We start from the raw sequence: 19,967 nt of genomic DNA on the forward strand, positions 1-19,967 counted from the left end.
CGCGTAGTCTTAGGACTTTCGGCAAGAGTGGCCTCCCATGGAATCCCTGACGCAATCGCTGCTTGGCTTTATCGAAACCCACCAGGCCTGGGCACCGCTGCTCGTCGGCCTGCTCGCCTTTGGCGAGTCCCTGGTGCTGCTGGGCGTCTTCATTCCGGCCACGGCGCTGCTGCTGGTGGTCGGCGGCTTGGCCGGCTCCGGGGTGCTCTCGCCGGTGCCGCTGGTGCTGGCCGCCATCGTCGGCGCCATCCTCGGCGACATCTGCTCCTATGTCATCGGCCGCTGGCTCGGTCCCAGCATCGTCCACCGCCCGCCCTTTCGCCGCTATCGCAAGCAGGTGGCCCGGACCCGGCTGTTCTTCCGCCGCTATGGCTTCTTCGCGGTCTTCGGCGGGCGCTTCCTGACCATGATCCGCAACACCGTGCCCCTGGTGGCCGGGATGATGGCGATGAACCAGCTGCGCTTCCAGTCGGCCAACGTGCTCTCGGCCATCGTCTGGGCGCCACTGATGATGGGCCCGGGTTATCTGGCGGCCAAGGGCGCCAACCACTTCAGCTTCGCCGGCAACGAGTCGCTGTGGATCGGCGCGGCGGTGGTCGCCGTGCTGGGCGCCGGCGCCGCGCTGTTCTTCAAGCAGCGGCTGAAACGCGCCTAGCGGCGGGCGGCCAGCGCCTCGCGCAGACGCTGGCGATTCAGCGGTACCTCGCGCAGGCGCAGACCGGTCGCCGCCGCCACGGCATTGGCGATGGCCGCTGGGATGGCGGCGGTGGTGGCCTCCCCGGCCCCCACCGCCGGCTCTTCCGGCCGATCGATCAGTTCCAGTTCCAACTCGGGCAATTCGTTGAAGGTCAGCGGCGGATAGGCGCCCCACTCCAGACTGGTCACCCCCTGCTGATCGAAGCGCACCGCCTGCTTGAGGGTCCGGGCGATGCCCTGTACCACGCAGCCTTCCAACTGGTTGCGCAGGCCATCCGGATTGACGATCAGCCCGCAGTCATGGGCCACCACCACCCGGGTGACGCGGATCCCCGCCGCCTCGCTCACCGCCACCTCGACCACCGCGGCCACATAGGCGTTCTCGTTCTCATAGCGCAGGAAGGCCAGGCCCTGACCTTTCGCCAGGGCGCCGTCCCAGGTCTTTTCCTGCCGGGCCGACGGTCGCCAACCGGCCTTGGCCGTGGCGGCCTGCAGCACCGCCCGCGCACGAGGATCCTGCAGATAGCGCAGGCGGAATTCCAGCGGATCGACCCCGGCCGCCAGGGCCAGCTCGTCCATGAAGGATTCGTTGGCGAAGGTATTGCCGACCGCCCCCAGGGCGCGCAGGGCCGAGGGTCGCAGCGGCGAATCCCCGGCTTCCAGCCAGTGGGTCGCCACCTGGACATTGAGCAGGTCGTAGTCCAGCGGCGCATTGCGATTGCCACCACCCCGCCCACCCTTGAGCGGCAGGTTGTAGGCCAGTTGCCCGGCGAGCAGAGCCGCCTTGCCGGTCTGGCCATTGGGGCGGGTCAGATGCGTGGGCGTCCAGTTGGCGAAGCGCCAGGCCAGCAGATCGCCAGCCGCGCTCAGGCCGCCGGCCAGGCGCATCAGCATGGCCGGTCCCTTGGGATTCCAGCCGTGTTCGTCGGCGCGACTCCATTGCACCCGGACCGGACGGCCACACAGCTTGGAGAGCAGCGCCGCATCGGCCGCCGCGTCATCGGCGCCGTTATGGCCATAGCAGCCCGACGCCTGCTGGTAGATGACATGGATGCTGTCTTCCGGTAGCGCCAGCAGATCCGCCAACGCCGCCCGGAGCTGATAGACGCCCTGGGTACCGCTCCAGACGGTGGCGCCGTCGGCACGCACATCCGCCACCGCGCAGGAGGGACCGATGGAGTCGTGATTCTGGTAGGGCCAGCGATACTCGGCGTCCAGGCGCTGGGCGGCGTTCGCCAGCTCCCCCGCGACATCGCCGGCCTCCTGCTGGAGGTCGGCCGGTCCGGCCTTGGCTTCCAGCCGGGCATAGAGTTCGCCTGGCAGGGGCAGGTCCGGCACCAGGCTCCAGTCCACCCGCAGCGCCGCCGCGCCCTGGCGCGCCAGCCAGGGCTGCTCGGCCACCACCGCGACGAAGGCGCCCTCGTACACCAGCTGAGCGCCCGCCGGCAGCGCGCTGGCATCGATACCGCGAACACTCACCCCCGCCAACCGCGCCGAGCCGATGCAGGGCGGCCGCACCACGCAACCGTGCAGCATGCCGGGAAGGCGCAGGTCGTGGACGTAATCGAAGCTGCCGAACAGCTTGGCCGGGATGTCTTCCCGCGGCACCGAGGTCCCGACCAGGCGATAGTCCTTGACGGCGCGGGTACGCACCGCCTGGTTGACCAGCCGCCCCAGCGGCCGTCCGCCGACCAGCTCGCCATAGCTGACGAAACGCCCGGTGGGATCGCCACGATAGACCACCCGGCCATCCACCGTGTCCACCACCGCCAGATCCAGCCCCAGGCGCCGCGCTCCTTCCAGAAACAGGAATTGCCGCGCGCTGGCGGCGGCCTTGCGCAACTGGGCGCCGCCCACCTGCAGGCTCTTGCTGCCGGCGGTGATGCCCTGGTCGGGCGTCAGCCGGGTATCGCCCTGGATCAACCGGGTGGCGGCAAAGGCCACGCAGAGCTCCTCGGCCACGATCTGCCGCAGCGCCGTGCTGACCCCGGTACCCAGTTCCACCTTGCCGCTGTAGACGATGACCTGGCCCTGGGCATCCACTGCCAGCCAGGCGTCCAGTTGGCGCTGATCGAGGGTCTTGGCCAGACTCGCAGTGTCAGTAGGTGCGGGCAATACCTGGGCGGCGACCGGTCGCTGCAGGCTGAAGCCCAGCAGCAGCACCGCGCTGCCGCCGAGAAAGGTGCGGCGGGACAGCGTCATGCCGGGGCCTGCCCGTCGCGCAAGAGCACCGCCGCCCGCTTGACCGCGCGCAGGATGCGATAGTGGGTCCCGCAGCCACAGAAATTGGCCGCCAGCGCCTGGCGGATCTGCGCATCGCTGGGATCGGGCACGCGTTCGAGCAGTGCGCGGGCGGTCATCACCATGCCAGGGATGCAATAGCCGCACTGCGCTGCCTGCTCCTCGATGAAGGCCCGTTGCAGCGCGTGCGGCGCCGCTGGCGTGCCCAGGCCTTCCAGGGTCAGCAGCTCGCGACCGGCAAAGGACGCCGCCGGCAGCAGACAGGCACGCACCGGCTTGCCATCCGCCAGCACCGTACAGGCACCACACTCGCCCAGGCCGCAGCCGAATTTCGGCCCCTTGAGGCCCAGCTCGTCGCGCAGGGCGTCCAGCAGAGGCATGCGTGGATCGACGTCGAGCTGTCGCGACTCGCCATTGACCTTGAGTTCGAGGACCGCCACCGCTAGTGCTCCCGTTCGCGCGCCGCCGCCACGTCCTCGGGACGAATATCGGCGGCGTGACCACCAAAGCGGCGGCCGATGTAGGTGGCCAGATCGGCCAGCTGCTGATCGCTGAGCAACTCCCGATAGGCTGGCATGAAGGCGTGCTCGGTGCGTCCCTGGCGGTCGAGCCCGTCGAGCAGCACGCGCACCAAGTTGGTCCCTGCCGGATCGCGCACCGCCGAATAGTTGCTGAAGGAGCGCGGATAGGGACCGGCCGGCCCCTGGTCGTCCGGCGCATGACAGCTGGCGCAGGCGGATTGCAGCAAGGCCGCACTCTCCGTCTCGGCAGCAGTGAGCGGCCCGGTTTCACCGGGTGGCTGCACCTCGGCACGCGCCGGCACCGCTCCGGGCTGCGCTGGTAGGGTCCGCAGATAGGCGATCAGGGCACCGAGATCCGCATCGTTCAGATGCCGGGTACCGCCGCTCACCACCTCGGCCATGGGGCCCGCCGCCACAGCCTCGCCGCGCTGATGGCCTTCGCGCAGATAGCTGGCGAGCTTGGCATCGCTCCAGCCGCCGAGGCCGCGCGGGTCCGCGGTGAGATTCCAGGCGGTCCAGCCCTGCTGGGTCGCCCCGGCATAGGCCCGCCCGCTGTCGAGACCCTGGCTCCAGGTCCGCGGCGTATGGCATTCCTGGCAATGCCCCACCGCCTCGGCCAGGTAGGCGCCCCGCGCCACCTGCGCATCGGCAGTAACGGGTAACGGACCCGGCGTGAAGTTGAGCCATTTCCAACCGCGGATCAGCGCGCGCTGATCGAAGGGAAAGCGCAGGCCGTTGGCGGGCGGCGCATAGGGCACCGGTCGCTGGATCTGCAGATAGGCGAAGATCCCGGCGATGTCCTCGTCGCTCAGGCGGGTAAAGGCCGTATAGGGAAAGGCCGGATAGAGCTGCTCACCATCGCGCCCCAGCCCGTCGTGCAAGGCGCGGCGAAACTCGTCCGCCGTCCAGTCGCCCAGGCCGTGCTCGCGATCCGGCGTGATATTGCTTGAGTAAAGACGGCCAAAAGGCGTATCGAAGGCGACACCACCGGCGAAGGGTGCACCGTCGGGACGGGTATGACAGCCCTGGCAGTTGCCCAGCCGGGTCAGGTATTCGCCCCGCGCCAGGGTCGCCTCGTCGGCGCGCACCGGCGCGGCCTTGGACAGGAGCAGCATCCCCGCCAACAGGGGCAGGGCCAGGGATCTCATCAGCTCTCCTCTTGAGGTCGAACCGGACGGGCGGATTCCGCCGTGGCGTTGCCGTCATCCTAATCGCAGCGGCAAGCGCCCGTGGCGTTCGCCCCTGGAGGTGAGATGCAGGCGACAGTTTCGGCCCGCACGTCAACTGCGGCCTTTACAATCCTGCTCCATTCCGGCTGCGCCCTGGCGCGAGAGCTGTGAGTCGCCAGCAACCACCGATTCTGATTACCCGCACTCAGGACAGGAAGGAAGACCTCCCACACCCAAGCACTATAGGGGTGGTATTACTCAACGCTTGGGCACGAAGCCATCGGGCTTGGCCGCCAGCCAGTCGACGAACTGGCGAATGCGTGCATCGCTGAGCAGCAACTCGCGGCTGTTGTATTCCAGCGCCAGGGTCTTTTCGTCGAAGGTCTGGTGGATATGGTTGTGGCAGGGTCGGCAGACCCAGAGGGTGGCGGTGATCCGGCTGACGCGGTCGAATCTCTTGCGCACGTATGCCTTGTCGTGCAGCGAGCGAGGGATCAGGTGATGGCGGGTGAGCGGCGCCGCCCTACCACACAGCTCGCAACGAGCCGGCTGGGGCGGCAGACGTATCGCCTGGGGCATGATGGGCTCCGCACGGGCTGGATGCCTATTCGAGCGGCCCGGGCGGAACGGGGTTCAATAGCCGCCGGCGAGACTCGGCGTGACCAGCACGCGCTTGGCCTGCAGATAGCTGTTCTGCCAATAGGGCTTGGCCAGGCTGTCCAGGCGCACCGTCCCGCCAGTGCGCGGTGCATGGACGAAGCGCCCTTCCCCGACGTAGATGCCGGCATGGCTGACCTGACGGCCACCGGCGGTGGCGAAGAAGATCAGATCACCGGGCTGCAGGGCATTGCGCGCCACATTGGGCGAGCCGAGGGTGATCATCTCGCGGGTCGAACGCGGCAGGGTCACCCCGGCCGCATCGCGATAGACGTAGCCGATCAGCCCGCTGCAATCGAAGCCACCCGCCGGGGTATTGCCGCCGTAGCGATAGGGAGTGCCGACCAGGCCAATGGCCCGAAAGAGCACATCGTTGGCGGCCTGGGCCTGGCTTTCCAGCAGGGGGCGGGAGACGACCGGGGCGACCGGTGCGGGTGCCTGGGGCGGCCTGCCGGCACAGGCGGCCAGCAGCACGAAGGCGCAATACAATCCGAGGCGAGCCGCATGCGGCATTGGAGACATCCTTAGTTATCCATCGATCACCGTCGGCCTGCCACGCAGCCTCGACGGGTCCTCGAAGCGCACCGGCGGAGATCGCGGCGATACGCCTCAGCGCAATACGCGCTTGCCTTCCAGGAAACTCACCTTCCAGTATTGGTCGTCCAGGCTGTCCACCCGCACCCCGCCGCTGCGGCGACTGGAGGAATGGATGAACTTGCCCTCGCCCATGTAGATACCGGTGTGACTGACCCGGCCACGGCCGTTGCTATTGAACAGCAACAGATCGCCAGGTTCCAGATCGTTCTTGCTGACTACCGGTACTTCGAGATCGATGATCTCGCGGGTGGAGCGCGGCAGGGTCATGCCGGCCCGCTCGCGAAAGACGTAATTGACGAAACCGCTGCAATCGAAACCGGCCAGGGTGCTGCCGCCGCGGCGATAGGGCGTGCCCACCAGCTGGGTGGCACGATTGAGGATCTGGTCCGCCAGTTTCGGCAGCGCCTGGCGCGGACCGACCTCGCGATCCCAATCCAGTTGATGCGGCGACTGGGTATGGGGGAAGACCGGACGTTGCTGAGCGCTCTCGGTCTCCACCGCGGCGGAACCGTTGCCAGCACCACCCAGACCATGCAGCGAGGCGGTCTGGAAGGTCCGAGAGGTAGAGGACTGATCAGGGGCAACGGCGGTGTCAGGACTTTGCGGCGCACTCGCACAGGCGGCGAGCAGACAGACAAAAGACAGGGGCACGAGGGGTGCGAAGCGTTTCCTTGGCATGGGCACGACCGTGTCGTTTTCTCAAAGTTTCAACACCTTGCCGACCTGGATCACAGATGGCAAGTTTTTTTAGCCTCCGATGTGACTCAAAAGCCGAGGAAGGACGTCTACGGCCCTTTTTTTGATCTGAACGGTCGCCAAGCCGCTCAGCGACGAGCGGTCCGGATTGATTTCGATGAGGTCACCACCCTGCGCCAGGGTCTGGCCAATCGGCGCCTGGATATAGCCGAAGGCGGCCGTGGTGCCGACCGCGATCACCAGGTCGAAGCCCTCCTCCATCGCCTCCTGCAGACGTTGCAGCTCGATGACCGGCAGCGCTTCCTCGAACAGCACCACCGGTGGCCGCAGGATGCCGCCGCACGCGGGACAGCGCGGCGGCAGCGGACCGGCCAGGTGATCTTGGGCATCTGCGACCGTCTGCGCGCAACTCACACAGGCGAGCGGCTCCAGTTGTCCATGGATCTCGATCAGCCGCTCTGGCGGAAAGCCTGCCTGCCGATGAAAGCCGTCGATGTTCTGCGTCAGCACCCAGCTGCCGGGGTGACAGACGCCGAAGTCGGTGATCGCCTGGTGCGCCGCATTGGGCCTGGCCGCAGCGCAGGCCCGGCCGAGTTGCGCCAGGTAGCGCCAGCAGAGCTCCGGACGCTGCCGGAGCATGCTGCCCGAGAGCGCCGCCTCGATGGGGATGCCCTCTTCGGTGAGGCCGTTGTACAGCCCGCCCAGGCCCCGATAGGTCGGCAGTCCCGAATCGGCGGACAGCCCCGCCCCGGTGATGAACAGCACCCGACCGGCCCGCTGCAGCAGGCCTTGGGCACGCACCAGGGCGTCGGTCAATGATTCACCGTCAGGGCCAGCATCACCGACAGCTGGCAGAGCGGGCGGCCGCTCTGTTCCTGCCAGAGGTTGAAGGCCTCCTGCATCTTCTGCCGATCACGCTTGGCGGTGGGCGCCTTGTCGAGGATGTTCTGCGCCTTGAGTGCCGTCACCACGTCGTCGGTCGCCAGAAAGGTGTCCTTGCCGGCCATGCGCAGGAAGCGCTGCGCTGACAGGCCACCCAGCTGATTGCCACGCTTGGTTAGCAGCTCCCAGAGGCCGACAATGTCCTGGGTCGGCCATTCGGCCAGCAACTGGCCGAAGCTGCCGTGACTGCGCTGGAAGTCCAGCACCATCTGGGCGTTGATCGGCACGCTGCGCAACTTGCCCAGGTGGCGGATCAGACGGGCGTCCTGCATCAGCCGCTCCAGACGCTCGCCGCCCATGAGCACCACCTTCTCCGGATCGAAGCCGAAGAAGACCTCCTCGAAGGCCGGCCACTTGGCGTCCACCAGACTGTGCTTGAGTCCGGCGCGAAAGATGCGCCGGGTCAGCAGCGACAGATAGCGGTCATCGCCCACGGACGCCAGGGTGGCAGCGTCGACCGGTTGCGGCAGCCGTGCCTCCAGGGCCGCTCGGGAGCCGCAGCGATTGAGGGCGTATTCGAGCAGCCAGGCGTAGTCCCGCATCAGAGATTCATCACCTGGACGAAGCGCGGCGTGGCGCTGTCATCGACCCTGAGACTGGCGAAGTCGAACAGCTCGCGATCGGCCAGTTGCGAGGGCACCACGTTCTGCAGGGCGCGGAACATGATCTCGGTACGCCCTGGCGTCTTGCGCTCCCACTCCAGCAGCATCTCCTTGACCACCTTGCGCTGCAGGTTCTCCTGGGAGCCGCAGAGGTTGCAGGGAATGATGGGAAATTCGCGCAAGACGGCGTAGGCCTCGATGTCCTTCTCGTTGCAATAGGCCAACGGACGGATCACCACGTTGCGCCCGTCGTCGGCGCGCAGCTTGGGTGGCATGGCCTTGAGCGTGCCGCCATGGAACAAATTGAGGAAGAAGGTTTCTACCATGTCGTCGCGATGATGGCCGAGCGCCATCTTCGTCGCGCCGATCTCGTCGGCGAAGGTATAGAGGATGCCCCGCCGCAGGCGCGAGCACAGCGAACAGGTGGTCTTGCCCTCGGGAATCTTTTCCTTCACCACGGAATAGGTATCACGTTCCAGAATGTGGTACTCGACCCCCAGTTCCTTCAGGTACTGAGGTAAAACGTGTTCAGGAAAGCCCGGCTGCTTCTGGTCGAGGTTGACCGCCACGATCTCGAAGCGAATCGGTGCGACCTTCTGCAAGTAGAGCAGCATGTCGAGCAGGGTGTAGCTGTCCTTGCCACCGGACAGGCAGACCATGACCTTGTCGCCGTCCTCGATCATGTTGTAGTCGGCGATGGCTTCGCCGGTAAGACGGCGCAGGCGTTTCTGCAGCTTGTTCTGGTTGACCGAAAGGGTGCCCATGGATGAATCCGCGAAAGGAAAAAACGAAAGGCCGGCATTTTACGCGCAAAGCGTCCGCCGCCCTACCCCGAACGTCAGTCCATGGCGACCGGCAGCCATGAGCGAAGCCCAGGCGCTCATGACGGCGCTCCACCAGGAACTGCTCAGGGCCCAGTCCAGCCTGTCGGAGTACGAGTTGCTGCAGGCCTTGCGCCGGGCGGGATCACCGCTGATCCCGCCGCGCCCGGTGACCGACAACTACGAACTCTTCCGCCTGCACTTCCGCGTCTTCAACGCCCTCTATCGACTGCGCGATCAACTCCGCGCCGAGCAGCGCGCCGAACTGGTCATCAGCGCCCTGCGCATCGAATTGCGCCCCTATCTGCGCGCCCGTGCCGGGCTGGTGGTGGCCGATCCGCTACGCGCCTACTACCTCGATGTCACCCAGCTGGAGACCACCACCCCGGAAGACGTGGCCAACCTGCTCAATCACTTCTGGGCCCTGGTCAACGGTGAGTCCGAACTGCTGGAGGCCTTGCGCCTGCTGGGACTCGATCGCTCGGCGGACTATGGCCAGATCCGCCGCCGCTATCGCCAGCTCGCCAGCCGTCATCACCCCGATCACGGTGGCAGCACCGGCCGACTGCAGGCCATCAATGCCGCCATGGATACGCTGAGGCGGCACTACGGCCACCAGCCGACCGCGGACGCTAGGGCGCAGGCACGGGCTTCGGCATAATCACCCGCCTCGCCAGAGGTTGCCCATGCCTGAACAACTCACAGCCCGGGTCGAAGACTGCTATCGGCAGGCCGAGGCCTTCTTCAAACGCCGCTTCCCTCGCCCCGAGGTCAGCCTGGCCCTGCGTGGCCAGCGCGCCGGCGTCGCCCATCTCACCGAGAATCGGCTGAGATTCAACCGGCAGCTCTATCAGGAAAATCGCGCCCACTTCCTCGAGCAGACCGTCGCCCACGAGGTGGCGCATCTGGTGGCGCATCAGCTGTTCGGTGGCGGCATCCGCCCCCATGGCGAGGAGTGGCAGCTGATCATGCGCGGGGTCTATGGCCTGCCGCCGGATCGCTGCCATACCTACGAATTGCCGCAACGGGCACGCACCCTGTACCTGTATCGCTGCAACTGCCCCGACGGCCGCTTCGAATTCACCGCCCAGCGTCACGCGCTGGTGCGCAAGGGACGGCGCTATCTGTGCCGGCGCTGCCGCGGTCCGCTGGACTTCACCCAGGAAGTCATCCGCGGCTGATCCTGCCGGTCCCGATCCGGGTTCCGGCAGGCAGGTCGCGAAAGCCCTCAGCCCTGGGCGAAGACTTCGTCGAACAGGTTGTGCATCGCCAGGAAGGCGCGCTTGGCCACCACCGGGTGGTACTGCTGCTTGCCCGGATTGTTGGCTTCGGGATCGGTGAAGGAATGCACCGCGCCACCATAGCTCAGCAGTTGCCAGTCCACCTGGGCGGCATCCATCTCCTGGCGGAAACCGGTGAGTTGCTCGTCCGGCACCAGCGGATCGGAGGCGCCATGCAGCACCAGCACCGGGCCGGTGATCCGGGCGGCATCGGCCGGGTTGGGCGTATCCAGATTGGCGTGGAAGGTCACCACGGCGCTCAGCGCCGCGCCGTCACGGGCCAGTTCAAGCGCCGCGCAGCCACCAAAGCAGAAGCCGATGGCGGCGATCTGATGGACATCCACCGCCGCCGTCTCGGCCTGGGCGACCAGGGCCGCATAGGCCGCCTGCATGCGCTGGCGCAGCAGCGCGCGATCGCCGCGGATCGGCGTCATGGCCGCAAGGGCTTCGTCGGCGTTTTGCGGACGCACGTTGCGACCATAGAAATCCACCACCAGGTAGGCCAGGCCGTCGGCCTCGGCCAGGCCCTTGGCCTGCTCGACGGCGCCATGGGACACCCCCATCCAGTTGGGCGCCAGGAGCACGCCCGGGCGGGTGGGATTGCCGCTGGTGGCATACACCAGCTGGCTCTCGAACGGCTGGCCATCGATTTCGTAGGCGACGGGTTTTACAGTGACTTCGACCATGGGGTCCTCCAGAAGGTGGATAGAAAGAAGCCCGCCGAGGCGGGCTTCTTCGTTGTTAAGCGGACAATTCCACCAGCAGTTTGTTTAACCGGCGGACATAGGCGGCGGGATCCTTGAGGCTGTCGCCCGCGGCCAGCGCTGCCTGATCGAACAGGATGTGCGACAGGTCGGCGAAGCGGTCCTCGTCGGGCTCGCCATCGAGTTTCTCGATCAGCGGGTGCTGCGGATTGATCTCGAAGATCGGTTTGGAATCCGGGGCCTTCTGGCCGCTGGCTTCCAGGATCCGGCGCATCTGCAAGCCGAGGTCCTGCTCGCCGATGGCCAGGATCGCCGGCGAATCGGTCAGACGATGGGAGACGCGGACTTCGCTTACCTGGGCCTCCAGGGCCTGCTTGAGGCGCTCGACCAGGCCTTCCTTGGTCTTGGCGACCTCTTCCTGGGCCTGCTTGTCTTCTTCGCTGTCCAGCTTGCCGAGATCCAGATCGCCACGGGCGACGTCGACGAAATGCTTGCCGTCGAATTCGGTGAGATAGCTCATCAGCCACTCGTCGATGCGATCGGTCAGCAGTAGCACCTCGACACCCTTCTTGCGGAAGACTTCCAAGTGCGGGCTGTTCTTGATCTGCGCGTGGCTCTCGCCGGTCAGGTAGTAGATCTTGTCCTGACCTTCCTTCATCCGGCCGATGTAGTCGGCCAGGGACACGTTCTGGGCATCGTCGCCGTTGTGGGTCGAGGCGAAGCGCAGCAGGCCGGCGATCTTCTCGCGGTTGGCGAAGTCTTCCGCCGGACCCTCTTTGAGCACCTGGCCGAAGTGGCCCCAGAACGACTGGTACTTCTCCGGCTCGCTCTTGGCCAGCTTCTCCAGCATGTCCAGCACGCGCTTGGTCAGCGCCGACTTCATGGAGTCGATCACCGGATCCTTCTGCAGGATCTCGCGGGAGACGTTAAGCGACAGGTCGTTGGAATCCACCACACCCTTGATGAATCTCAGGTACAGCGGCAGGAACTGGTCGGCCTGGTCCATGATAAAGACGCGCTGCACATAGAGCTTGAGGCCCTTGGGCGCTTCGCGCTGGTACAGATCGAAGGGCGCGCGGGCCGGCACGTACAGCAGCGAGGTGTATTCGAGCTTGCCCTCGACCTTGTTGTGGCTCCAGGTCAGGGGATTCTCGAAATCATGGCCGACATGTTTGTAGAACTCCTGGTAGTCCTCGTCCTTGAGTTCGGTACGCGGACGGGTCCAGAGCGCGCTGGCGCGGTTGACGGTTTCCCACTCGGCTGCGGCCGGCTGCTCGTCCTCGCCACCCTGCTGCTCCTTGGGCAGCTCGATGGGCAGGCCGATGTGGTCGGAATACTTCTTGACCACGTTGCGCAGGCGCCAGCCATCGGCGAATTCGATTTCCTCGGGCTTGAGGTGCAGCACGATACGGGTACCACGCTCGGGCTTGTCGATGGTCGCGACCTCGAACTCCCCTTCCCCCTTGGACGACCAGTGCACGCCCTCGGCGGCCGGCTGGCCGGCGCGACGGGTGTAGACATCCACCTGGTCGGCGACGATGAAGGCCGAATAGAAGCCCACGCCGAATTGACCGATGAGGTTGGAATCCTTCTTCTGGTCACCGCTGAGATTCTTCAGGAAATCGGCGGTGCCGGACTTGGCGATGGTGCCGAGGTGAGCGATCACCTCTTCGCGGCTCATGCCGATGCCGTTGTCTTCGAGGGTGACCGTGCCGGCCTCCTTGTCGAAGCTCAGGCGAATCTTCAGCGTATCCCCGCCTTCGAGCAGTTCGGGCTTGGACAGGGCCTCGAATCTGAGCTTGTCGGCCGCGTCGGAGGCGTTGGAAATCAATTCGCGCAGGAAGATTTCCTTGTTGGAATACAGCGAGTGAATCATCAGGTGAAGCAGCTGCTTCACTTCGGTCTGGAAGCCTAGGGTTTCCTTTTGAGTCTCCACACTCATGCTACGAACTCCGCTATCGATAGGTACGCACCAGATGCCTGGCGATGTCGCGGAGATGGGGGCGCGCGGTGACATTTCAACCTTGGCGCGCTCGGTTCGCGATGCAGGTAGGAATTTGCGCGATGCTGGAGCTAGACGCGGAACTTAACTTTTAACGGTGCGCTCGAACGGCTGTCGTGTAGTTCATAAGGAGAAAACACATGAAAAAGCCCTTTGCCATCGCCCTGCTCTTCACTGCCGCCTTCGGCCTCGCCGCCTGTGACAAGCCTTCCGAAAACAAGGCTCAGGATGCTGCCAAGACCGAACAGAAAGCCCAGGAAAACCTGAACAAAGCCGCTGAGCAGAGCAACAAGGCTGCCGAGCAGCGCAACGAAGCTGCCAACGAAGCTGCCAAGGAGCAATCCAAAGGCGAAGCCACCTCGGTAAGCCCGGCTACCGGGACCACCAACGGCACCGCGCCGGCTACCCAGCCCAAGCCGTAAGCCGATCGGATATGAAAAAAGCCCGCTGCTGCGGGCTTTTTTGTGGGCGACCGATTCAGGAGCGCGAAGGATCCGGCTCGGCTTCACTCTCGGGCGCGCGCCCGCCACGTCTCAGACTTTCCAGGACAAGGGCGGCAAGACCCACCACCACGGCCGGCAACAGCCAGCCCAGGCCCGAGTCGGCCAGCGGCAGCCACTGCACGGCACCACTCAGATAGGGCACCGTCAGGTGCGCGGCCTGCAGGCCATCGAGGATACCGAAGGCCAGGGCCACCAGCAGCACCGGGCCGAGGATGCGCCCGGGCGCCGCCCAGCGGGCGGTAAAGAAGCTCAGCACCACCAGGGCGATGCAGGGCGGATAGATGGCGGTGAGGATCGGCACCGAGATCTGGATCAGCTGCGTCAGCCCCAGGTTGGATACCAGCAGCGAGAAGGCCGCCAGCAGGACCACCAGACTGCGATAGCTGAATGGCAGGAATTCGCTGAAGAACTCCGCGCAGGCGCAGGTAAGGCCCACCGCCGTGACCAGACAGGCCAGGGTGATCAGCACCGCCAGGAAGTCGCTGCCGACGCTGCCGAAGGTATGCTGCACATAGGCATGCAGCACCTCGGCGCCATTGCTGGCATGGGGCACCAGCACCCCGCTGCCGGCGCCGAGCTGGAACAGACTCAGGTAGACCAGCACCAGCCCGACGCCGGCGATCAGACCGGCGATGATGGTGTAGCGCGTCAGCAGCTGCGGCGCGGTCACGCCCCGGGCACGAATGGCGTTGACGATGACGATGCCGAACACCAGGGCGCCCAGGGTATCCATGGTCAGGTAGCCGTTGACGAAGCCCTGGGACAGCGCCCGCGAGGCGTAGTCCGGCGCCGCCGTGACAGGTCCGCCCGCCGGCCAGAATAGCGCCGCACCGCCCAGTACCGCCAGCGCCAGGATCTTCAGCGGACCGAGAAAGCGCCCCACGGTGTCGAGCAGGCGTCCCGGATAGAGCGAGACCACCAGCACCACCAGGAAGTAGGCCAGGCTGTAGAGGAACAGCGGGATCGGACCATTGCCCAGCAGCGGCGCAACGCCGACCTCGAAGGACACCGTGGCGGTGCGCGGCGTGGCGAACAGCGGACCCACCGACAGGTAGCAGACGATGGCCAGGGTGCGGGCGGCGGTCTGGCCGAGCGGCTTGCTCAGGGCGTCCATGCCACCGCCGACTCGCGCCAGGGCGATCAGCGTCAGCACCGGCAGGCCGACCGCGGTCAGCAGAAAGCCCAGGGCGGCGCTCCAGACGTGCTCGCCCGCCTGCAGGCCGACGATCGGGGGAAAGATGATGTTGCCCGCGCCGACGAACAACGCGAACGTCATGAATCCAAGGGCCAGGACATCCCGGCTTTGCAAAGCTTTCATGGAAGGCAGTACCAGCAATGAGGAAAACGAGGCAGCCCGCCCTCATGGGAGCAGGTCTTGGTGGGGCCACGGTGTGGCCGTTGGAGCGGAAGGTTGCCATCCTAACGAATTACCGGCGAAAAGGCAGCCGGCAGCTGATGAGGCGTCATCGCAGCGCCCATGAAAAAGGCCGCCCGAAGGCGGCCTTTTTACAGTCGGTCAGGCTCAGGCCTTCTTGACTTCCCAACCGGTCAGCTCGGCCAGGGCCTTGCCGATGTCGGCCAGGGAACGCACGGTCTTCACACCGGCGTCCTGCAGGGCGGCGAACTTCTCGTCCGCAGTGCCCTTGCCGCCGGAGATGATGGCGCCGGCGTGGCCCATGCGCTTGCCGGGCGGTGCGGTGACACCGGCGATGTAGGACACCACCGGCTTGGTCACGTTGGCCTTGATGAAGGCCGCGGCCTCTTCTTCAGCGCTGCCGCCGATCTCGCCGATCATCACGATGGCTTCGGTCTGCGGATCTTCCTGGAACAGCTTCAGGATATCGATGAAGTTCGAGCCCGGGATGGGGTCGCCGCCGATGCCCACGCAGGTGGACTGGCCGAAGCCGGCGTCGGTGGTCTGCTTCACGGCTTCATAGGTCAGGGTGCCGGAACGCGACACGATACCGACCTTGCCCGGCAGGTGAATGTGACCGGGCATGATGCCGATCTTGCACTCGCCGGGGGTGATGACGCCGGGGCAGTTCGGGCCGATCAGGCGTACGCCCAGCTCGTCGCACTTCACCTTGGCATCCAGCATGTCGAGGGTGGGGATACCCTCGGTGATGCAGACGATCAGCTTGATGCCGCCGAAGGCCGCTTCCAGGATGGAGTCCTTGCAGAAGGGAGCCGGAACGTAGATCACCGAAGCATCGGCGCCGGTGGCTTCCACGGCTTCCTTGACGGTGTTGAACACCGGCAGGCCGAGGTGGGTGGAGCCGCCCTTGCCGGGGGTCACGCCGCCGACCATCTGGGTGCCGTAGGCGATGGCCTGTTCGGAGTGGAAGGTACCCTGGCTACCGGTGAAGCCCTGGCAGATGACCTTGGTGTCTTTGTTGATCAGGACGCTCATTACTTACCCTCCGCGGCCTTGACGACCTGCTGGGCAGCGTCGGTCAGGCTGGTTGCCGCGATGATGTTCAGGCCACTTTCGGCCAGGACCTTGGCACCGAGTTCGGCGTTGTTGCCTTCCAGGCGAACCACGACCGGCACCTTCACGCCGACTTCCTTCACGGCACCGATGATGCCTTCGGCGATCATGTCGCAGCGCACGATGCCGCCGAAGATGTTCACCAGAACGGCCTTCACGTTGCTGTCGGACAGGATGATCTTGAACGCTTCGGTCACGCGCTCTTTGGTCGCGCCGCCGCCAACGTCCAGGAAGTTGGCCGGCTTGCCGCCGTGCAGGTTGACGATGTCCATGGTACCCATGGCCAGACCGGCACCGTTGACCATGCAGCCGATGCTGCCTTCCAGGGCCACGTAGTTCAGTTCCCACTTCTGCGCATGGGCTTCACGGGCGTCGTCCTGCGACGGGTCGTGGAAGGCGCGCAGCTTGGGCTGACGGTAGATGGCGTTGCTGTCGATGTTGATCTTGGCATCCAGACAGTGCAGGTTGCCGTCCTTCTTGATCACCAGCGGGTTCACTTCCAGCAGGGCCAGGTCGTAGTCCTGGAACAGCTTGGCCAGACCGACGAAGATCTGGGTGAACTGCTTGATCTGGTCACCTTTCAGGCCCAGCTGGAAGGCCAGGTCGCGACCCTGGTAGGGCTGAGCGCCCACCAGCGGATCGATGGTGGCCTTGAGAATCTTTTCCGGAGTGTCGTGAGCGACCTTCTCGATGTCCACGCCACCTTCGGTGGACGCCATGAACACGATGCGGCGGCTGGAACGATCGACCACGGCGCCCAGATAGAGCTCCTTGTCGATGTCGGTGCAGGATTCGACCAGGATCTTGCTGACCGGCTGACCGTTGGCGTCGGTCTGGTAGGTCACCAGACGCTGGCCCAGCCACTTGGCGGCGAATTCCTTGGCTTCTTCCTTGCTCTTGACCAGCTTCACGCCACCGGCCTTGCCACGGCCACCGGCATGTACCTGGGCCTTGACGACCCACTCGTCGCCGCCGATACGGCCGCAAGCCTCGTAGGCCTCCTGGGGGGTGTCGACAGCGTAGCCTTTGGAAACGGGCAGGCCGTATTCAGCGAACAGCTGCTTACCCTGATACTCGTGGAGATTCATGCTTGTCTACCGTCTTCGTTGGGTATTGCGCATTAGACGCTGTGCGTTATCCGTGCCGTCCTCCGGACGGTCGCGGGCACCGCGCCACCTGTGACCCCTGCCCTCGCAAGGGTCCGAGGCGCCTTCCTGCGGTGGAGCCCTCAGGGCCCCACGGCGGTCGGCGACCCCGTGGTTCCGTAAATCTCTTACCGCTTCTTGCGATTCACTGCGTGGATCGCATGACCGTTCACCGCCAGGGCCGCTTCGTGCAGCGCCTCGGACAGCGTCGGGTGCGAGAACACCATCATGCCCAGGTCTTCGGCGCTGGTGCCGAATTCCATGGCGATGGCGCCTTGCTGCACCAGCTCCGCCGCGCTCGGGCCGACCACATGGACGCCCAGGACGCGATCGGTCTTGGCATCGGCCACGACCTTGACGAAGCCGGCGGTGTCGTTGGCCGCCAGGGCACGACCGCTGACCGCGAAGGGGAAGGTGCCGACGTTGACTTCGACGCCTTCGGCCTTCAGGGCCTGCTCGGTCTTGCCGACCCACGCGATTTCCGGGTGGGTGTAGATCACCGAGGGGACCAGATCGTAGTTCATCTGGGCCTTGTGGCCGGCGATGCGCTCGGCGACCATCACGCCCTCTTCCGAGGCCTTGTGGGCCAGCATCAGACCGCGGACGCAGTCACCGATGGCGAACACGCCCGGCACGCTGGTGGCGCAATGGTCGTCGACGTAGATGTAGCCACGCTCGTCGCTTTCCACGCCGCTGTCGGAGGCCAGCAGGTCGGTGGTGACCGGACGACGGCCCACGGCGACGATCAGACGATCGAAGGTGATCTGCTTTTCTTCACCGGCTTCGGTGTAGTGCACGGTGACTTCTTCGCCGTTGACCTGGGAACCGGTCACGCGCGCACCCATGCGGATGTTCAGACCCTGCTTGGAGAGGATCTTGTAGGCTTCCTTGGACACCTGCTCATCGGCGGCGACCAGGAACTTGTCCAGGGCTTCCAGCACGGTGACTTCGGCGCCCAGGCGGGCCCAGACCGAACCCAGTTCCAGACCGATGACGCCGGCACCGATCACGCCCAGACGCTTGGGCACGCTCTGGAATTCCAGGGCGCCGGTGGAATCGACGATGACCTTCTGGTCCACCGGAGCCGGCGGGATGTCGATGGGACGCGAGCCGGACGCCAGGATGACGTTCTCGGCCTCGACCACCTGGACGTTGCCGTCCAGACCGGTGACTTCGACCTTCTTGCCGGACAGCAGCTTGCCGTTGCCTTCCAGCAGGGTCACGCCGTTCGCCTTGAACAGGGTGGCCACGCCGCCGGTGAGGTTCTTCACGATCTGGTCCTTGCGGCCGATCATGGTGGGCACGTCGATGGTGACGTTCGGCGCGTCGATGCCGTGGACCTTAAAGCCCTCGTGGGCCTCGTGGTACTTGTAGGAGCTGTCCAGCAGCGCCTTGGAGGGAATGCAACCCACGTTCAGGCAGGTGCCGCCCAGGGCGACCTTGCCTTCCTTGCCCTTGTAGCGCTCGACACAGGCCGTCTTCAGACCGAGCTGCGCGGCGCGGATGGCGGCCACGTAGCCACCAGGGCCGGCGCCGATCACCACTACGTCGAATTTGTCGCTCATACACTAATCCCCTTGGAGCAGCTTCAGGCAGGAAAACTTGAAGCGGTGCGTGGCCCCTGCCCCGCACCGCGAGAGCCGGATCAGATGTCCAGCAGCAGACGAGCCGGGTCTTCCAGCAGGTCCTTCATGGTGACCAGGAAGGTCACGGCTTCCTTGCCATCGATCAGGCGATGGTCGTAGGACAGCGCAAGATACATCATCGGCAGGATCACTACCTGGCCGTTCACCGCCATGGGGCGTTCCTGGATCTTGTGCATGCCCAGGATCGCGGTCTGCGGCGGATTGACGATGGGAGTGGACAGCAGCGAACCGAAGACACCACCGTTGGAGATGGTGAAGGTGCCGCCCTGCATGTCTTCCATGGTCAGCTTGCCGGCCTTGGCCTTCTTGCCGAAGTCGGCGATGGTGCCTTCCACTTCCGCCAGGCTCATGAACTCGGCGTTGCGCAGCACCGGAACCACCAGGCCACGGTCGCTGGATACGGCCACGCCGATGTCCTGATAGCCGTGGTAGACGATGTCGTTGCCGTCGATGGAGGCGTTGACGCCCGGCTGACGCTTGAGCGCCTCGGTGGCGGCCTTGACGAAGAAGGACATGAAGCCCAGGCGCACGCCGTTGTGCTTCTTCTCGAACATGTCCTTGTACTTGGAGCGCAGGTCCATGATCGGCTTCATGTTGACCTCGTTGAAGGTCGTCAGCATGGCCATGCTGGACTGGGCTTCGACCAGGCGCTCGGCGACCTTGGCCCGCAGGCGGGTCATGGGCACGCGCTTCTCGGTACGGTCGCCAGCGGCGGTCACCACCGGAGCGGCAGCGGCAGCGGGCTTGGCAGCCGGAGCGGCGGCGCCGGACTTCTTGGCCTCGACGGCAGCGACGGCGTCTTCCTTGGTGATGCGACCGCCCTTGCCGGTGCCGACCAGGGTAGCCGGGTCGATCCCGTTCTCTTCGGCGATCTTGCGCGCGGCGGGCGCCAGGATCGGATCCTCTTCACCACCGGCAGCCGGGGCGGCGGCCGGAGCGCTGGCAGCGGCCGGCTGGACAGCCGGAGCGGCGGCGGCAGCGGCGCCCTCTTCCACGCGAGCGATGACTTCTTCGCTCAGCACGGTATCGCCTTCGTTCTTCAGGATTTCGGCCAGCACGCCATCGGCAGGTGCCACGACTTCCAGCACGACCTTGTCGGTCTCGATGTCGACCAGCAGTTCGTCACGCTTGACCGCTTCACCGGGCTTCTTGTGCCAGGTGGCGACGGTGCCGTCAGCGACCGATTCCGGGAAGGTAGGGGCTTTGATCTCGATAGCCATTCTATGAATTTCCTTAGTGATCTCTAGTAGTCGCGTG

General features: G+C 65.6%; 20 protein-coding genes. 4 read left to right on the top strand and 16 right to left on the bottom strand.

Annotation, left to right across the window (positions count from 1 at the left end; translation table 11 throughout):
* Nucleotides 1–37: 37 nt before the first annotated feature.
* The gene (locus PSK12I2_RS0100895) at nucleotides 38–655 is read left to right on the top strand and encodes a DedA family protein (RefSeq protein WP_027596937.1); all 618 of its coding nucleotides are present in this window, start codon (nucleotides 38–40) and stop codon (nucleotides 653–655) included.
* Here the strand turns inward: PSK12I2_RS0100895 and PSK12I2_RS0100900 are convergent.
* The 9 genes from PSK12I2_RS0100900 to ttcA form a co-directional block, all read right to left on the bottom strand.
* Complete coding sequence (locus tag PSK12I2_RS0100900; protein ID WP_027596938.1) at nucleotides 652–2,898, bottom strand: molybdopterin cofactor-binding domain-containing protein; 2,247 nt, start codon at nucleotides 2,896–2,898, stop codon at nucleotides 652–654. The genes PSK12I2_RS0100895 and PSK12I2_RS0100900 overlap by 4 nt on opposite strands.
* Nucleotides 2,895–3,377, bottom strand: a complete 483-nt coding sequence (locus PSK12I2_RS0100905; protein WP_027596939.1) for a (2Fe-2S)-binding protein — start codon at nucleotides 3,375–3,377, stop codon at nucleotides 2,895–2,897. Before PSK12I2_RS0100905 ends, PSK12I2_RS0100900 begins: the two co-directional genes overlap by 4 nt.
* A gap of 2 nt (nucleotides 3,378–3,379) precedes the next feature.
* A complete protein-coding gene (locus PSK12I2_RS0100910) occupies nucleotides 3,380–4,606 on the bottom strand; it encodes a cytochrome c (protein WP_027596940.1) in 1,227 nt (408 codons plus the stop codon).
* Between the two features lie 279 nt (nucleotides 4,607–4,885).
* Nucleotides 4,886–5,206 (bottom strand): hypothetical protein, encoded by a 321-nt coding sequence (locus tag PSK12I2_RS0100915; RefSeq protein WP_007159236.1) that lies wholly within the window; start codon nucleotides 5,204–5,206, stop codon nucleotides 4,886–4,888.
* Nucleotides 5,207–5,260: 54 nt separating this feature from the next.
* The gene (locus PSK12I2_RS0100920; protein WP_017638877.1) at nucleotides 5,261–5,797 is read right to left on the bottom strand and encodes a C40 family peptidase; all 537 of its coding nucleotides are present in this window, start codon (nucleotides 5,795–5,797) and stop codon (nucleotides 5,261–5,263) included.
* Nucleotides 5,798–5,893: 96 nt separating this feature from the next.
* Nucleotides 5,894–6,532: an NlpC/P60 family protein gene (locus PSK12I2_RS0100925; RefSeq protein ID WP_037007455.1), complete on the bottom strand. Its 639-nt coding sequence runs from the start codon at nucleotides 6,530–6,532 to the stop codon at nucleotides 5,894–5,896.
* A 96-nt stretch (nucleotides 6,533–6,628) separates the two neighbouring features.
* Nucleotides 6,629–7,393, bottom strand: a complete 765-nt coding sequence (locus PSK12I2_RS0100930; protein ID WP_027596942.1) for an NAD-dependent protein deacylase — start codon at nucleotides 7,391–7,393, stop codon at nucleotides 6,629–6,631.
* Nucleotides 7,390–8,061, bottom strand: a complete 672-nt coding sequence (locus tag PSK12I2_RS0100935; RefSeq protein ID WP_027596943.1) for a DNA-3-methyladenine glycosylase I — start codon at nucleotides 8,059–8,061, stop codon at nucleotides 7,390–7,392. The genes PSK12I2_RS0100930 and PSK12I2_RS0100935 overlap by 4 nt, the downstream gene beginning before the upstream one ends.
* Nucleotides 8,061–8,885 (bottom strand): tRNA 2-thiocytidine(32) synthetase TtcA, encoded by an 825-nt coding sequence (gene ttcA / locus PSK12I2_RS0100940; RefSeq protein ID WP_027596944.1) that lies wholly within the window; start codon nucleotides 8,883–8,885, stop codon nucleotides 8,061–8,063. Before ttcA ends, PSK12I2_RS0100935 begins: the two co-directional genes overlap by 1 nt.
* Before the next feature lie 97 nt (nucleotides 8,886–8,982).
* Here ttcA and PSK12I2_RS0100945 point away from each other — a divergent pair, with 97 nt between their 5' ends.
* Entirely contained in the window at nucleotides 8,983–9,603 is a 621-nt protein-coding gene (locus PSK12I2_RS0100945) for a DNA-J related domain-containing protein (protein ID WP_027596945.1), read from the top strand.
* A 19-nt stretch (nucleotides 9,604–9,622) separates the two neighbouring features.
* The gene (locus tag PSK12I2_RS0100950; RefSeq protein WP_255211827.1) at nucleotides 9,623–10,123 is read left to right on the top strand and encodes a SprT family zinc-dependent metalloprotease; all 501 of its coding nucleotides are present in this window, start codon (nucleotides 9,623–9,625) and stop codon (nucleotides 10,121–10,123) included.
* A gap of 47 nt (nucleotides 10,124–10,170) precedes the next feature.
* On the opposite strand, the gene PSK12I2_RS0100955 is transcribed toward PSK12I2_RS0100950, so the two are convergent.
* Together PSK12I2_RS0100955 and htpG are read right to left on the bottom strand one after the other, a co-directional pair.
* A complete protein-coding gene (locus PSK12I2_RS0100955; protein ID WP_027596947.1) occupies nucleotides 10,171–10,908 on the bottom strand; it encodes a dienelactone hydrolase family protein in 738 nt (245 codons plus the stop codon).
* A gap of 55 nt (nucleotides 10,909–10,963) precedes the next feature.
* Nucleotides 10,964–12,868, bottom strand: a complete 1,905-nt coding sequence (gene htpG, locus PSK12I2_RS0100960) for a molecular chaperone HtpG (protein WP_027596948.1) — start codon at nucleotides 12,866–12,868, stop codon at nucleotides 10,964–10,966.
* Between the two features lie 200 nt (nucleotides 12,869–13,068).
* Here htpG and PSK12I2_RS0100965 point away from each other — a divergent pair, with 200 nt between their 5' ends.
* The gene (locus PSK12I2_RS0100965; protein ID WP_027596949.1) at nucleotides 13,069–13,350 is read left to right on the top strand and encodes a hypothetical protein; all 282 of its coding nucleotides are present in this window, start codon (nucleotides 13,069–13,071) and stop codon (nucleotides 13,348–13,350) included.
* A gap of 55 nt (nucleotides 13,351–13,405) precedes the next feature.
* Here PSK12I2_RS0100965 and brnQ read toward each other — a convergent pair whose 3' ends face one another.
* The 5 genes from brnQ to odhB form a co-directional block, all read right to left on the bottom strand.
* Nucleotides 13,406–14,749, bottom strand: a complete 1,344-nt coding sequence (gene brnQ / locus PSK12I2_RS0100970) for a branched-chain amino acid transport system II carrier protein (RefSeq protein ID WP_027596950.1) — start codon at nucleotides 14,747–14,749, stop codon at nucleotides 13,406–13,408.
* A 204-nt stretch (nucleotides 14,750–14,953) separates the two neighbouring features.
* The gene (gene sucD, locus PSK12I2_RS0100975) at nucleotides 14,954–15,841 is read right to left on the bottom strand and encodes a succinate--CoA ligase subunit alpha (RefSeq protein WP_027596951.1); all 888 of its coding nucleotides are present in this window, start codon (nucleotides 15,839–15,841) and stop codon (nucleotides 14,954–14,956) included.
* Nucleotides 15,841–17,007 carry an ADP-forming succinate--CoA ligase subunit beta gene (gene sucC / locus PSK12I2_RS0100980; protein WP_007159249.1) on the bottom strand — a complete coding sequence of 389 codons (1,167 nt, stop codon included), beginning with the start codon at nucleotides 17,005–17,007 and terminating at the stop codon, nucleotides 15,841–15,843. Before sucC ends, sucD begins: the two co-directional genes overlap by 1 nt.
* Nucleotides 17,008–17,192: 185 nt before the next feature.
* The gene (lpdA, locus tag PSK12I2_RS0100985) at nucleotides 17,193–18,629 is read right to left on the bottom strand and encodes a dihydrolipoyl dehydrogenase (RefSeq protein WP_007159250.1); all 1,437 of its coding nucleotides are present in this window, start codon (nucleotides 18,627–18,629) and stop codon (nucleotides 17,193–17,195) included.
* 80 nt (nucleotides 18,630–18,709) lie between these two features.
* Nucleotides 18,710–19,930, bottom strand: a complete 1,221-nt coding sequence (gene odhB / locus PSK12I2_RS0100990; protein WP_027596952.1) for a 2-oxoglutarate dehydrogenase complex dihydrolipoyllysine-residue succinyltransferase — start codon at nucleotides 19,928–19,930, stop codon at nucleotides 18,710–18,712.
* Nucleotides 19,931–19,967 lie beyond the last annotated feature (37 nt).

Source organism: Pseudomonas sp. MOIL14HWK12:I2 (assembly GCF_000510745.1).
In the GTDB taxonomy this organism is placed as follows: Bacteria; Pseudomonadota; Gammaproteobacteria; order Pseudomonadales; family Pseudomonadaceae; genus Chryseomonas; species Chryseomonas oryzihabitans.

What these genes read in the sequence shown, in the direction of transcription:
- PSK12I2_RS0100935 (WP_027596943.1), bottom strand. Translation starts at nt 8,061, where the DNA reads ATGCGGGACTACGCCTGGCTGCTCGAATACGCCCTCAATCGCTGCGGC.
- PSK12I2_RS0100900 (WP_027596938.1), bottom strand. Translation starts at nt 2,898, where the DNA reads ATGACGCTGTCCCGCCGCACCTTTCTCGGCGGCAGCGCGGTGCTGCTG.
- PSK12I2_RS0100965 (WP_027596949.1), top strand. Translation starts at nt 13,069, where the DNA reads ATGAAAAAGCCCTTTGCCATCGCCCTGCTCTTCACTGCCGCCTTCGGC.
- PSK12I2_RS0100920 (WP_017638877.1), bottom strand. Translation starts at nt 5,797, where the DNA reads ATGCCGCATGCGGCTCGCCTCGGATTGTATTGCGCCTTCGTGCTGCTG.
- sucC (WP_007159249.1), bottom strand. Translation starts at nt 17,007, where the DNA reads ATGAATCTCCACGAGTATCAGGGTAAGCAGCTGTTCGCTGAATACGGC.
- PSK12I2_RS0100955 (WP_027596947.1), bottom strand. Translation starts at nt 10,908, where the DNA reads ATGGTCGAAGTCACTGTAAAACCCGTCGCCTACGAAATCGATGGCCAG.
- htpG (WP_027596948.1), bottom strand. Translation starts at nt 12,868, where the DNA reads ATGAGTGTGGAGACTCAAAAGGAAACCCTAGGCTTCCAGACCGAAGTG.
- PSK12I2_RS0100910 (WP_027596940.1), bottom strand. Translation starts at nt 4,606, where the DNA reads ATGAGATCCCTGGCCCTGCCCCTGTTGGCGGGGATGCTGCTCCTGTCC.
- ttcA (WP_027596944.1), bottom strand. Translation starts at nt 8,885, where the DNA reads ATGGGCACCCTTTCGGTCAACCAGAACAAGCTGCAGAAACGCCTGCGC.
- PSK12I2_RS0100895 (WP_027596937.1), top strand. Translation starts at nt 38, where the DNA reads ATGGAATCCCTGACGCAATCGCTGCTTGGCTTTATCGAAACCCACCAG.
- odhB (WP_027596952.1), bottom strand. Translation starts at nt 19,930, where the DNA reads ATGGCTATCGAGATCAAAGCCCCTACCTTCCCGGAATCGGTCGCTGAC.
- sucD (WP_027596951.1), bottom strand. Translation starts at nt 15,841, where the DNA reads ATGAGCGTCCTGATCAACAAAGACACCAAGGTCATCTGCCAGGGCTTC.
- PSK12I2_RS0100945 (WP_027596945.1), top strand. Translation starts at nt 8,983, where the DNA reads ATGAGCGAAGCCCAGGCGCTCATGACGGCGCTCCACCAGGAACTGCTC.
- PSK12I2_RS0100915 (WP_007159236.1), bottom strand. Translation starts at nt 5,206, where the DNA reads ATGCCCCAGGCGATACGTCTGCCGCCCCAGCCGGCTCGTTGCGAGCTG.
- lpdA (WP_007159250.1), bottom strand. Translation starts at nt 18,629, where the DNA reads ATGAGCGACAAATTCGACGTAGTGGTGATCGGCGCCGGCCCTGGTGGC.
- brnQ (WP_027596950.1), bottom strand. Translation starts at nt 14,749, where the DNA reads ATGAAAGCTTTGCAAAGCCGGGATGTCCTGGCCCTTGGATTCATGACG.